This is a genomic window from Spectribacter acetivorans (genome assembly GCF_031846305.1).
Lineage (GTDB): Bacteria > Pseudomonadota > Gammaproteobacteria > Nevskiales > Salinisphaeraceae > Spectribacter > Spectribacter acetivorans.
The window spans coordinates 12,431-24,435 of the sequence record NZ_JAVRHY010000016.1 but is presented as its reverse complement, the minus strand read 5'-3'; the positions used below and the strand labels follow the sequence as shown (position 1 = coordinate 24,435).

Sequence of the window (12,005 nt, the reverse complement as noted above, 5' to 3'; positions counted from 1 at the left end):
GTGCGGCTGGCGCCGCTTATCACCGCGGGCGCCTGCCTGCTCGGCGGCGCCTGCACCCTGGCACCAACCGGTTACCAGCCAGCCGCCGGGACCGACGACACGGGCTACCGCACCACCGATCTGGGTGACGATCGGTGGCGGATCCGTGTCCGCGGCAATGCCTGGACCGGCGACGGACGACTGCTGGACCTGTGGCGGCTACGTGCCGCCACTCTCGCGCTGGAACAGGGTGCCGAGGGCTTTACGGCCGACCGGGAACCGCGACTGCGGCCGGCCTTCCTGATGCCGCAATTCGGCGCCGCCAGCAGCGGTTACCGCCCGGATTTTCAGATTGAAGGACAGTCGCCCGGTGTAGAGCCCTCACGCCAGCGGGTGGCCGAGGGGGTCATCCAGTTGTTGGATAACACCGAAGCCGATTCCGCGGTAGTCGTCTGCGAACGGCTGGCGCCGCGGTATCCGCCGGCTAATTGTTACCCCCGCGTGCCGTAGAGTCGGATTCATCCGACCGGTTACGCCAGCAGGAAGTACGCCCCGTAGCCGACGATCAGCGCCGGCACGCCAGTGTAGAGCGTGGCCACCAGCGCCGCCCGCGGAGCCAGCGCCAGCGCCGGGAACAGCGCATCGCCATCGTTGCTGATGGCGTTGCCCAGCAGCGCGGCCATGGGGATGGCACCGGTCAGGTAGAGCGTGGTCACGATGATCTGCGGCCCGCAGCCGGGCAGAAAACCCACGAGCACGGCCAGCAGCGGCGTCAACGGCGCCCACACCGCGAACCAGGCGCCCAGATCGGCGCCGGTGAAATGCACGCCCAGCTCGAACAGCAGGAAGGCCGCAATCACCCAGACGGTGACGAAGTTGGTGTCGTTGACCACCCGCGACACCAGGCTGGGCCGGCCCTCCCGGCGGTCGTTGGGATTGGCAGCGGCATAGGTGTGGCCGGGGTCGGACGACAGGAACATCGACCACATCAGCAGGCAGATCATGCCGCCGACAAACCCCAGCATGGTCACCGGCCGGAATTCTGACAGGGGACCGAACCATGTATCCGGCTCCAGCTGCATGGCGATGGGAACCGCCATCACCACGCCGGGCACCATCAGCATCATCCAGACCACGCGCAGCCCGCGAACATCGCGGGACCGGGTGGGTGGGCGGTTGGCCGCAACGGTTTCCGCCGCGCTGTCATCGGTCTGCCGACGCATGAAGTCGCGGCCGTGGATCGCTTCCAGGAGGTAACCGCTAATCGTGCCCACCCCCATGCCGAGGGCGAATACCGCCATGCCGGTCAGCGGCTCCTGTGCCAGCAGCAGGAAGGCCGCGTCGCCCATCGTGGCGGTCAGCACGGCAACCAGGGCGCCGAAGCCGACCTGGCCGTTCACGTACTGGGTGACCACGACAATTGCCCCGCCGCAACCCGGCAGGGCCCCGAGGAATGCGGCAACCGGAACCTGCGCCTTCGGATGGCGCGCGAGCAGATCGGCGCTGTCTACCCGGAACAGCCGTTCCAGCCCGTAGATGACAATGAGGGTGCCGGCCACGAATACGCTGACCTGCAGGTAGGCCTCGCTGATCGTGTTGACGATGATGCTGCCCACCTCGGGAAAGCGCCAACTGAGCAGCAGCAAGCCGACCGGCACGAGTACGCGCCAGGACAGCGCTTGTCGGCCCCATTGCTGGAGGTCCAGCAAGCCCTGTTTGGCAGCGAGAATGGCAGCAGTCATGGAGCCGGGTGTAACAAATTAAGCTTGGGCATAATTTCAGGCCCAATGCTAGGCGACGCCACGCAGAAATGCAACGGTTTCGTCAGCCCTGCGGTGGCTCTGCCGGCGGCGCCGGATAGGCCGCGGCAAGACGCTCCGCCGCGGCTGTCAGCGTATCGGCCAGGACCGCCGGCAGGGCCCGATTGACCCAGCGCATGCCCGGCTGGTCGTGCATCGCCAGATAGGCATACACGTCCGCATCACTGACATCCCGGTGGGCGTAGAGCAGCATCATCGGCAACTGCGACGGCAACCGCTCGCGCAGCGACTCGCGGGTCTGGTCCAGCATGCGGGCGCGATTCTCGTCCGATACCCGGTATTCGGCGGGCACCACCTCATTGCGGGCCGCAACCATGCCCCGCAACATGCCGGCATTGAACTCGATCTGCAGATCCACCAGCTGCATCTCCGAGATCAGCTCGCGCATGCGATCCAGGCGCGGCTCGCGGGCGGGATCATGCGGCGGCTGGAGAAACTCCTGGAACCCGGTGGCGAACGCCTCGGTTTCCGCCGCCTGTTCGTTGGCCACCATGCGGCCCACCAGAGGATCGTCCACGGCCTCGGCCGCCACCGCCAGCTTGCCGGTCTGTTCCCGCTCGACCGCCCGCTGCTGCAGCCGCTGCGCCATATCCTGCGCCAGCCGCTCGGGGGCGTAGACCTCGCCGATCACAGAATCCAGTTGCCGGCGCTTGTCGGGAGGAACCGTTGCCGGCAGATTCGAGTCGAGCGAATCACGGATAATGGGGCCCACCTGGGCCAGCATGCCGTCCAGATCATAGGCCCGGATAACGCGCTCGGCCTGACCGTTATCGGCCGGCGCGCCGCCGCCGAATGGCCAGCCGGCACAACCGGCGAGGCCGGCAACCAGACACAGTGCGACGGCACCCGGAACAAACCGTTGAAACATGGAAAACCCTTGCCGCAGAGGATGAAAGAATTGCATGACAGCCGCGGACCCGATGATGTCAGAAACCGATGTGCTGCGCTGGCAGGACGTTGATCAGGACGCCCTGGCCAGCCTGTGGGAAGCCTACGGCCTGACAGTGCATTCGGTTGCCCCGGCCAACCCCATCCCGGGCAGCTTCTGGGGCGACGAAGAAGCCGGCCTGGTCGGCGACCGGCTGTACCTGCGCGCCGATACCCCGGTGCATTCCGCCCTCCACGAAGGTGGACATTTCGTATGCATGGACGGCCGCCGCCGGGCCGGGCTCGACACCGATGCCGGCGGCGACTACGACGAGGAAAACGGCGTCTGCTACCTGCAACTGCTGCTGGCCGACCGACTGCCCGACGTGGGCCGCGACCGGCTCTGCCGGGACATGGACCGCTGGGGCTACAGCTTCCGTCTGGGCTCGACCGCCGCCTGGTTCGAGCAGGATGCCGAGGACGCCCTCGCCTGGCTGCAGCAGCATGGAATCCTGGACGCCACCGGGCGCATCACCTGGCAATGCCGCGCCTGAATCGGACTGGCGCCATGAATAGCGCCCTCCCGAGTCCCGAGTCCCGAGTCCCGAGTCCCGAGTCCCGAGTCCCGAGTCCCGAGTCCCGAGTCCCGAGTCCCGACCGTTGCTATACTCCGCGCCCACTCAACGGCGGAACGGGCTTGTGAGCTTCCGACCCAGCGGCCGCGCGGCTGACCAACTGCGCGCCATCGAATTCCAGCGCCACTTCACCATGCACGCCGAAGGCTCGGTCCTGGTCAGCTTCGGGGACACGCGGGTGATCTGCACCGCCAGCATCGAGGACCGCGTACCGCCCTGGTTGCGCAACAGCGATCAGGGCTGGGTGACGGCCGAGTACGGCATGCTCCCCCGCGCCACCAACACCCGCGGCGGGCGCGAGGCCGCCCGCGGCAAGCAGGGCGGCCGCACGGTGGAAATCCAGCGGCTGATCGGCCGCAGCCTGCGGGCGGTGCTGGACCTGAAGGCCCTGGGCCAGCGCACCGTCACCCTGGACTGCGACGTGATCCAGGCCGACGGCGGTACGCGTACCGCCGCCATCACCGGCAGCTACGTGGCGCTGGTGGATGCGGTCAGCAAGCTGCGCAAGCAGGGCAAGCTCAAGAGCAACCCGGTTCACGGGCAGATCGCCGCCGTCTCGGTGGGCGTGTTCGACGGCCAGCCGGTGCTCGATCTCGACTATGCCGAGGATTCGCGCGCCGAAACCGACATGAACGTGATCATGAACGAGGCCGGCGCCTTCGTGGAAATCCAGGGCACCGCCGAGGGCCATGCCTTCCGGCGCGAGGAACTCGATTCGATGCTGGCGCTGGCGGAGAAGGGAATCGGCGAGTTGACGGCGCTGCAGCAGCAGGCGCTGGCGGGCTGAGCGCACGAAACCGCGTGCTTAACCGTTTCAGGTTTCGTGTTGCATTCTGAATCCGTCGACGGCAACGGAGTCCGGCAATGACTGACGCGAAACTCGTCCTCGCATCCGGCAACGCCGGCAAGCTGGCCGAGTTGCAGGCAATGCTCGACGGTCGTGGCATCGAAGTATTGCCGCAGTCGGCGTTCGACCTGCCCGCGGCGCCGGAAACTGCGCCCACATTCGTGGAAAATGCCCTGATCAAGGCCCGTCACGTGGCCGGGGCCACCGGCCTGCCGGCGTTGGCGGACGACTCCGGCCTGTGCGTGGACGCACTCGACGGCGCCCCGGGCGTGCATTCCGCGCGGTACGCCGGCGAACACGGCAACGACGATGCCAACAACGCCCGGCTGCTGTCCGAGCTGTCCGGGCTCGGTGCGGATCAGCGCGGCGCGCATTTTCACTGCACGGTGGTACTGGTCAGGCATGCTGACGACCCGGACCCCAGCATCGCCCAGGGCCGCTGGGCCGGCCGCATTCTCGATCTGCCGCAGGGCGAGGGTGGCTTCGGCTACGACCCGCTGTTCTGGGTGCCCGAGGAAAACGCCAGCGCCGCCGAACTGGCGCCGGACCGCAAGAACCGAATCAGCCATCGGGGCCAGGCCATGCGCGCCCTGCTGGCGCTGCTGGGGCCGGCCTGAGGTCCGCGCCCGCCATGCCCGCCGACCGGGATCGCCTTCCGCTTGCTTTGTACGTGCACCTGCCCTGGTGCGTGCGCAAGTGCCCCTACTGCGACTTCAACTCCCACCGCGCGCCGGCGCAGTTGCCGGAAACTGATTACGTCGACGCCCTGATACGGGACCTGGACCACGACCTGCCCCTGGCCGGCGGGCGCCCGCTGGTCTCGATCTTCTTCGGCGGCGGCACGCCCAGTCTGTTCTCGGCCGAGGCGATCCAGCGCATTCTGGATGCGGTGCGGGCGCGGCTGCCGCTGGCCGCGGACTGCGAGATCACCCTGGAGGCCAATCCCGGCGCGGTGGAGCAAGCGCGCTTCGCTGGCTTCCGTCAGGCCGGCGTGAACCGGCTGTCGATCGGCATCCAGAGCCTGGACGACCGGGCTCTGCAGCGGCTCGGGCGGATTCACGACGCGGCCGCCGGCCGCGCCGCGGTAACCGCCGCCCGTGGCGCCGGCTTCGCCAACTTCAATCTGGACCTGATGTACGCCCTGCCCGAGCAGTCACCGGCGCAGGCCGACGCCGATCTGGGCGCGCTGCTCGACCTGGCGCCGCCGCATGTCTCCCGCTACCAGCTCACGCTGGAGCCGGGCACGCCGTTCCACGCCCGGCCGCCGGCCCTGCCCGACGGCGAGGCCGCCTGGGCCATGCATGAAAGCGGCGCGCGACGCCTGACCGAGGCCGGTTTCCACGGCTACGAGGTGTCCGCCTGGGCGCAACCGGGCCGCGAGAGCCGCCACAACCGCAACTACTGGCTGTTCGGGGACTATCTCGGCATCGGCGCCGGCGCCCACGGCAAACTCACCGGTGCGGACGGCCGCATCCAGCGCCGGGCAAAGCAGCCGCTGCCCAATCTCTATCGCCGCGATCCGGTCACACCGGCCGCCGAGCACCGGGTGACGCCCGATGACGCCCGGTTCGAGTTCCTGATGAACGGCCTGCGGCTGACCGACGGGTTCGACCGCGAGTGCTTCGAAACCCGGACCGGCGGCGACTGGCGCCAATTGCTCCACGAACTCGCCCCGGCGATTGACCGCGGGCTGGTGGAACACCACGACGGCGCCCTGCGCTGTACGGCGCTTGGCAGCCGGCATCTCGACACCCTGCTGACCGACCTGCTGCCCAGCGCAGCCTGACGCCGGCGACGATGCTGGACGAAACAATCATCGACTGCCCCTACTGCGGCGAGGCCCAGACGCTGCTGGTGGACTCCTCCGCGGGCGATGCCCGCTATACCGAGGATTGCCAGATCTGCTGTCAGCCGATGCGGGTCAGCGTGAGCCTGTTTCACCCCGACGAACCGTCCGTGGTGGAGGTCGAGCGCGAGGACGACTGACGGGGCGACACCCCCACTACCCGGGCGAGTGGTCGCGGACCACTGCGACCGTTATAATTCGATGTTGCGGCGCAGCGCGCCGCGTTTTCATTATGTCAACCGGGACGCACCGTCCCTCCGACCGATCACGGGTTCATGGCCGAGTATTCACGCAAACAGGAAGCGCTGGATTACCACGCATTCCCCCAGCCGGGGAAGCTGGCGATCTCGGTCACCAAGCCGTTCACCACCTACGAGGAGCTGTCGCTTGCCTACAGCCCCGGGGTGGCGGAGCCGGTCAAGGCGATCGCGGCCAATCCCGAGGATGCCTTCCGCTACACGTCCAAGGGCAATCTGATCGCGGTGATCACCAACGGCACCGCGGTGCTGGGTCTGGGCAACACCGGGGCGCTGGCCAGCAAGCCGGTGATGGAAGGCAAGGCGGTGCTGTTCAAGAAATTCGCCGACGTCAACGTGTTCGACATCGAGGTGGACGCCGACAACCCGGACGATTTCGTCGACACCGTGGCGCGCATCGCGCCCACCTTCGGCGGCATCAACCTGGAAGACATCGCCGCCCCGCACTGCTTCGAGATCGAGACCCGGCTGATCGAAAAGCTGGACATCCCGGTGTTCCACGACGACCAGCATGGCACCGCGATCATTGTGGCGGCCGGGCTGAAGAACGCGCTGGACCTGCAGGGCAAGCGCCTGGAAGACGCCGTCATCGTGTGCATGGGCGCGGGCGCCGCCGGCGTGGCCTCGATGAAGCTGCTGCTGGAAATGGGCGCGAAGCTGGACAACGTGTTCATGCTCGACCGCAAGGGCGTGATCCACAGCGACCGCGACGACCTCACGCCGCAGAAGGCCGAATTCGCCACCAAAACGAACCTGCGCACGGTCGACGACGCCATGCGCAACGCCGACGTGTTCATCGGCCTGTCCGGCCCGGATACCGTTACCCAGGACATGATCCGCGCGATGCCGCCGCGCCCGGTGGTGTTCGCGCTGTCCAACCCCAATCCGGAGATTTCCCCGGAGCTGGCCATGGCCGTGCGCGACGACCTGATCATGGCCACCGGCCGCAGCGACTATCCGAACCAGATCAACAACGTGCTCGGATTCCCGTATATTTTCCGGGGTGCGCTCGACGTGCGCGCCCGTCGCATCAATACCCAGATGCACATCGCCGCCGCCAACGCGCTGCAGGCCCTGGCTCGCGAGCCGGTGCCCGCCAGCGTGCTGGAGGCACACGACCAGACCTCGATGGCCTTCGGGCCGGAATACATCATTCCGAGCCCGTTCGATCCGCGCCTGATCGACTTCATCCCGGCCGCCGTGGCAGCCGCCGCGGTGGAGACGGGGGTGGCGCGGACCGGTTATCCCAAGCACTATCCGCAGCCCGTCACGGCGACGACGGGTTCGGACTAGGCCATCGCCAAGCGTTCAATCGGGAGACTTTCAGGTATGTCGAACAAGGCCTTTACGCTGACCAATCCGGAATCGGGCGTCACGTCCGAACTGCCCGTGGTGGAGGGCACTGTCGGCACGCCTGCGGTGGATGTCAGCCGGATCAACGCCGAGCACGGCGTGTTCACCTACGATCCGGCATTCACCGCCACCTGCAGCACGCAGTCGGACATCACCTATATCGACGGCGCCGAGGGCATCCTGCTGTATCGGGGCTATCCGGTGGACCAGCTGGCGGAGAATTCGAGCTTCCTCGAAGTGGCCTATCTGGTGCTCTACGGCGAGCTGCCGACCACCCCGCAGCTGGACGAATTCGTGGGCGCGATCACCCAGCACACGATGCTCAACGAATCGCTTTCCAAGTTCTTCGACGGTTTCCACTACGACGCCCACCCGATGGCCATGATGACCGGCATCGTGGGCTCGCTGTCGGCGTTCTACCACGACACCACGGACATCCGCGATGACGGTCACCGGGAAATCTTCGCCCGGCGCATGATCGCCAAGATGCCGACCATCGCCGCGGCCGCCTACAAGCATTCCGTGGGTCAGCCCAAGATGTACCCGCGCAACGACCTCGACTACACCTCGAACTTCCTGCACATGCTGTTCGCGGTGCCGGCCGAAACCTACGAGGTGGACCCGATCGCGGCCAAGGCGCTCGACGTGCTGTTCATCCTGCACGCCGACCACGAGCAGAACGCCTCCACCTCGACGGTGCGTATGGCCGGCTCCACCGGCACCAATCCCTATGCGGCGATCGCCTCCGGCATCGCGGCCCTGTGGGGCCCGGCCCACGGCGGCGCCAACGAGGCGGTGCTGAACATGCTGGGCGAGATCGGTGACATTTCCCAGGTGCCCCGATACCTGGAGAAGGCCAAGGACAAGGATGACCCGTTCCGCCTGATGGGCTTTGGCCACCGGGTGTACAAGAACTTCGACCCCCGCGCCACCATCATCCGCGGCTACTGCCACGAAGTGCTGCAGCACCTGGGCATCGAGAACCATCCGCTGTTCGAGCTGGCGATGGAACTGGAGCGCATCGCCCTGGAAGACGACTACTTCAAGGAGCGCAAGCTCTACCCGAACGTCGACTTCTACTCCGGCATCATCTACCAGGCGCTGGGCATCCCCATCAACATGTTCACGTCAATGTTCGCCATTGCGCGGACCGTGGGCTGGGCCGCCCACTGGTGCGAGATGCAGAACGACCCAGCCATGCGCATCGCCCGGCCGCGGCAGATCTACACCGGCAGCCCCAAGCGAAGCTACACGCCCATCGATCAGCGGTAGCGGACCTGCCCTCTCCCGCCTTGCGGGAAAGGGTTGCGGGTCAATCCCCCTCTCTCTGACTCTCTCCCCGACGGGGAGAGAGGATAAGGAATCGACACCGCCTGTTGAATCTGACATCCCCTCTCCCGCTAGCAGGAGAGGGCGGTGACTGCCCCGCCCTTATTCAGCCGATCGGGACGACTCCGGATTGGGCTGGCAGTAAACCGCCGGTTCCGCGCTGCCATCCTCGATCGGCGTCTCCCTGCCCTCGCCGCTTTCCCGGCACAGGGCCTGGCGACGGCGCCGCTCCGCGGCCTCGAAATCCCGCTCGGCCTGGTACTTGCGCTTGGCATCCTGCAGCCGCTCGATATCCTGCGATAGCGCATCCGGCTGATCGCTGAAGCCATCCGCGCCGCGCAGCGGCTGATCCACTTCCTCGAAGGCATCCACCGGCTTGATCGGCGTCTGCCGGGGTTCATCCTTCTCCGAATCCGGGCCCATGGCGCAGGCCCCCAGCAGTAGCGCCAGGGCCATGCTCGCAACCGTTTTGTTCAGCTTCTTGCTCATGGTCGCGAGTATACCGGTCGTTGGGGCGTCACGGTTCTGTCACCCGCAGGCCATACAAACGTCGCAACACCCACCACGAACAACACCCTCATGTGGAATGCCGACAGCCGTCTGCTGGTGAAACTCTGGCTGAAAACCCCGCTGCGAATCGCCACCGCCGCGCCGAGCGGCCAGGACGTGTGCGCCGCGATGGTGGAACCCGTCGACCCCGAGGCCCCCGGCTGGATGGTGGAACTCGGCGGCGGCACCGGGCCGGTCACCCGGGCGCTGATCGACCACGGCATCCCGCCCGAGCGGCTGCTGGTGGTGGAGAACAACGCCGAGCTGCACCGCCTGCTGCAGGAACGCTTCCCCCAGGTCACTGCCGTCAACGGCGACGCCGGCTCGCTGGACGCCATCCTGTCCGCCCACGGCGCCACGCCGGTGCACACGGTGATTTCCACCCTGCCGATCCTGACCATGCCGGCCGCGCTGCAGCGGCGCATTCTCGACAGCGCGTTCGCGGCCATGGGTCCGGGCGGCCGCTTCCTGCAGATCACCTACATGCCGGGCTCGCCCGTCCCCAAGCGCCGCCTCCGGCAATGGGGCTATCAGGCCGAGGTGGCACGTTTCATCGCCCGCAACTTCCCGCCGGCCACCATCTGGTGCTATCAGCGGCAGGAAAACCGGGCCGGCTGACAAGCCGGATCACGAACGCCCCCGCTCCCGCCGGCGGGAGCAGGCCGGAGTGAGGGTGGCTATCCACCACCGCCGACCCGGACCGTAACCCCTCTCCCTGGCCCTCTCCCGCGGGGAGAGGGGAAGACTCACAACCCCGCGCGTTTCCGCAAGACCCTGCCGGTCCGAGTAGTGGACGCCGCGGCCGTTGGCGTGTGAACCTTCCGGCGATAACCGCAGAAAACACTCCGGAGGAGACACAATGCAATCGACCATGATGACTCGCCCACTGTTGCTGGACGACATCCTGGAGCACGCCGCGCGCCAGTATCCGGACACCGAAATCGTGTCCAACATGCCGGACAAGTCGCGTCATCGCTACACCTACCGCGACTTCTACAAGCGCGCCCGGCAGCTGTCGCAGGCGCTGGTGAACGCCGGTCTGAAGCGCGAGGAACGGGTGGCCACGCTGATGTGGAACCACTACGCGCATCTGGAAGCCTATTTCGGCATTCCCGGCGCCGGCGGCGTGCTGCACACGCTGAACCTGCGGCTGGCGCCGGATGACATCGCCTGGATCGCCAACCACGCCTCCGACCGCTTCCTGATCGTGGACGGCGTGCTGCTGCCGCTGCTCGAGAAGTTCGCCGACAAGGTCAACTTCGAGCGCATCTTCGTGGTGTCGCTGACCGACCAGGCCATCCCGGACGGCATGGAATCCTACGAGAACTTCATCAGCGAACCCGCCGACGACTTCGTCTACCCCGACAAGGACGAAAACGACGGCTGCGGCATGTGCTACACCTCGGGCACCACCGGCAACCCCAAGGGCGTGCTCTATTCGCACCGCTCCACCTGCCTGCACAGCCTGGTCTCCGCCCTGCCCGACGGCATGGCGCTGTCGGCCCGGGACTGCGTGCTGCCGGTGGTACCGATGTTCCATGCCAACGCCTGGGGCCTGCCCTACTCGGCCACCCTGTGCGGCCTGAAGCAGGTCTTCCCCGGCCCGCACATGGACGCGCCAAGCCTGCTGCAGCTGTTCGAGGAGGAAAAGGTCAACCTGGCCGGCGGCGTGCCCACCATCTGGATGGCCATCATCGAGGCGCTGGAAGCCGAACCCCAGCGCTGGAAGCTGCCGAAGATGCGCATGCTGGTCGGCGGATCGGCAGTGCCGGAGTCCATGATCCGCCGCTTCGACAAGTTCGACCTGTCGATCATCCAGGCCTGGGGCATGACCGAGACCTCCCCGCTGGCCTCCATGGCCCGCCTCAAGCCGGCCTTCGACGACGCCGACGAGGACGCCCGCTACAAGCAGCGGGCCACCGCCGGCTTCGCGGCCCCGTTCGTGGATGTCCGCATCCAGGACGATGACGGCAACATCCTGCCCTGGAACGGCGAGGACGTCGGCGAAATCCAGTGCAGCGGCCCGTGGATCACCGCCAAGTACTTCGACCTCGACAAGAGCGAGGACAAGTTCACCGACGACGGCTGGCTGCGCACCGGCGACATCGCCGCCATCGACAGGCACGGCTACATCCGGATCACCGACCGCACCAAGGACGTGATCAAGTCCGGCGGCGAGTGGATTTCCTCGGTGCAGCTCGAAAACGAGATCATGGCGCACGACAAGGTGGCCGAAGCCGCCGTCATCGCCCGCCCGCATCCCAAGTGGGGCGAGCGTCCCCTGGCCTGCGTGGTGAAGAAATCCGGGGCCGACCTGACCGCCGACGAGGTCATGGACTTCCTGCGCGGCCGCATGGAGAAGTGGATGCTGCCCGAGGCCGTGACCTTCATCGACGAAGTCCCGCGCACCTCCACCGGCAAGTTCAACAAGCTGGGCCTGCGCCAGCAGTTCGACGACTGGGACTGGGACGCGGCCTGACCGATTGCGGCTGCGCCGGACGACCGGCGCAGCCGCCACCCCTT

Annotated in this window: 13 protein-coding genes; 10 read left to right on the top strand and 3 right to left on the bottom strand. The window is 67.1% G+C overall.

The window, feature by feature from the left end; all coding sequences use genetic code 11:
• On the top strand, positions 1-489 hold the full coding sequence (locus RM531_RS13780) for a CC0125/CC1285 family lipoprotein (RefSeq protein WP_311660040.1): 489 nt from the start codon (positions 1-3) through the stop codon (positions 487-489).
• Positions 490-509: 20 nt separating this feature from the next.
• On the opposite strand, the gene RM531_RS13775 is transcribed toward RM531_RS13780, so the two are convergent.
• Both RM531_RS13775 and RM531_RS13770 read right to left on the bottom strand, forming a co-directional pair.
• A complete protein-coding gene (locus tag RM531_RS13775; protein WP_311660039.1) occupies positions 510-1,721 on the bottom strand; it encodes a putative manganese transporter in 1,212 nt (403 codons plus the stop codon).
• A gap of 82 nt (positions 1,722-1,803) precedes the next feature.
• Positions 1,804-2,667 (bottom strand): hypothetical protein, encoded by an 864-nt coding sequence (locus RM531_RS13770; RefSeq protein ID WP_311660038.1) that lies wholly within the window; start codon positions 2,665-2,667, stop codon positions 1,804-1,806.
• Between the two features lie 34 nt (positions 2,668-2,701).
• On the opposite strand from RM531_RS13770, the gene RM531_RS13765 reads away from it, so the two are divergent.
• The 7 genes from RM531_RS13765 to RM531_RS13735 all read left to right on the top strand — a co-directional run bounded on the left by RM531_RS13765 (position 2,702) and on the right by RM531_RS13735 (position 8,876).
• On the top strand, positions 2,702-3,220 hold the full coding sequence (locus RM531_RS13765; RefSeq protein WP_311660036.1) for a hypothetical protein: 519 nt from the start codon (positions 2,702-2,704) through the stop codon (positions 3,218-3,220).
• Between the two features lie 145 nt (positions 3,221-3,365).
• On the top strand, positions 3,366-4,088 hold the full coding sequence (gene rph / locus RM531_RS13760) for a ribonuclease PH (protein ID WP_311660035.1): 723 nt from the start codon (positions 3,366-3,368) through the stop codon (positions 4,086-4,088).
• A gap of 77 nt (positions 4,089-4,165) precedes the next feature.
• Entirely contained in the window at positions 4,166-4,765 is a 600-nt protein-coding gene (gene rdgB / locus RM531_RS13755) for an RdgB/HAM1 family non-canonical purine NTP pyrophosphatase (protein ID WP_311660033.1), read from the top strand.
• Between the two features lie 14 nt (positions 4,766-4,779).
• The gene (hemW, locus tag RM531_RS13750) at positions 4,780-5,934 is read left to right on the top strand and encodes a radical SAM family heme chaperone HemW (protein ID WP_311660030.1); all 1,155 of its coding nucleotides are present in this window, start codon (positions 4,780-4,782) and stop codon (positions 5,932-5,934) included.
• Positions 5,935-5,945: 11 nt separating this feature from the next.
• Positions 5,946-6,134, top strand: coding sequence for a CPXCG motif-containing cysteine-rich protein (locus RM531_RS13745; protein WP_311660027.1), 189 nt, complete (start codon positions 5,946-5,948; stop codon positions 6,132-6,134).
• Positions 6,135-6,269: 135 nt separating this feature from the next.
• The gene (locus tag RM531_RS13740; RefSeq protein ID WP_311660026.1) at positions 6,270-7,544 is read left to right on the top strand and encodes a malic enzyme-like NAD(P)-binding protein; all 1,275 of its coding nucleotides are present in this window, start codon (positions 6,270-6,272) and stop codon (positions 7,542-7,544) included.
• 36 nt (positions 7,545-7,580) lie between these two features.
• Positions 7,581-8,876: a citrate synthase gene (locus RM531_RS13735; protein ID WP_311660025.1), complete on the top strand. Its 1,296-nt coding sequence runs from the start codon at positions 7,581-7,583 to the stop codon at positions 8,874-8,876.
• A gap of 159 nt (positions 8,877-9,035) precedes the next feature.
• On the opposite strand, the gene RM531_RS13730 is transcribed toward RM531_RS13735, so the two are convergent.
• The gene (locus tag RM531_RS13730) at positions 9,036-9,422 is read right to left on the bottom strand and encodes a hypothetical protein (protein WP_311660023.1); all 387 of its coding nucleotides are present in this window, start codon (positions 9,420-9,422) and stop codon (positions 9,036-9,038) included.
• A gap of 90 nt (positions 9,423-9,512) precedes the next feature.
• Here RM531_RS13730 and RM531_RS13725 point away from each other — a divergent pair, with 90 nt between their 5' ends.
• Positions 9,513-10,100, top strand: coding sequence for a class I SAM-dependent methyltransferase (locus RM531_RS13725; RefSeq protein ID WP_311651483.1), 588 nt, complete (start codon positions 9,513-9,515; stop codon positions 10,098-10,100).
• Positions 10,101-10,341: 241 nt separating this feature from the next.
• A complete protein-coding gene (locus RM531_RS13720) occupies positions 10,342-11,961 on the top strand; it encodes a long-chain fatty acid--CoA ligase (protein ID WP_311660020.1) in 1,620 nt (539 codons plus the stop codon).
• Positions 11,962-12,005: the final 44 nt, after the last annotated feature.

Coding starts and splice junctions, on each gene's coding strand:
- RM531_RS13725 (WP_311651483.1), top strand. CDS start 9,513: ATGTGGAATGCCGACAGCCGTCTGCTGGTGAAACTCTGGCTGAAAACC.
- hemW (WP_311660030.1), top strand. CDS start 4,780: ATGCCCGCCGACCGGGATCGCCTTCCGCTTGCTTTGTACGTGCACCTG.
- RM531_RS13765 (WP_311660036.1), top strand. CDS start 2,702: ATGACAGCCGCGGACCCGATGATGTCAGAAACCGATGTGCTGCGCTGG.
- RM531_RS13770 (WP_311660038.1), bottom strand. CDS start 2,667: ATGTTTCAACGGTTTGTTCCGGGTGCCGTCGCACTGTGTCTGGTTGCC.
- RM531_RS13775 (WP_311660039.1), bottom strand. CDS start 1,721: ATGACTGCTGCCATTCTCGCTGCCAAACAGGGCTTGCTGGACCTCCAG.
- RM531_RS13735 (WP_311660025.1), top strand. CDS start 7,581: ATGTCGAACAAGGCCTTTACGCTGACCAATCCGGAATCGGGCGTCACG.
- rdgB (WP_311660033.1), top strand. CDS start 4,166: ATGACTGACGCGAAACTCGTCCTCGCATCCGGCAACGCCGGCAAGCTG.
- RM531_RS13745 (WP_311660027.1), top strand. CDS start 5,946: ATGCTGGACGAAACAATCATCGACTGCCCCTACTGCGGCGAGGCCCAG.
- RM531_RS13730 (WP_311660023.1), bottom strand. CDS start 9,422: ATGAGCAAGAAGCTGAACAAAACGGTTGCGAGCATGGCCCTGGCGCTA.
- RM531_RS13720 (WP_311660020.1), top strand. CDS start 10,342: ATGCAATCGACCATGATGACTCGCCCACTGTTGCTGGACGACATCCTG.
- RM531_RS13740 (WP_311660026.1), top strand. CDS start 6,270: ATGGCCGAGTATTCACGCAAACAGGAAGCGCTGGATTACCACGCATTC.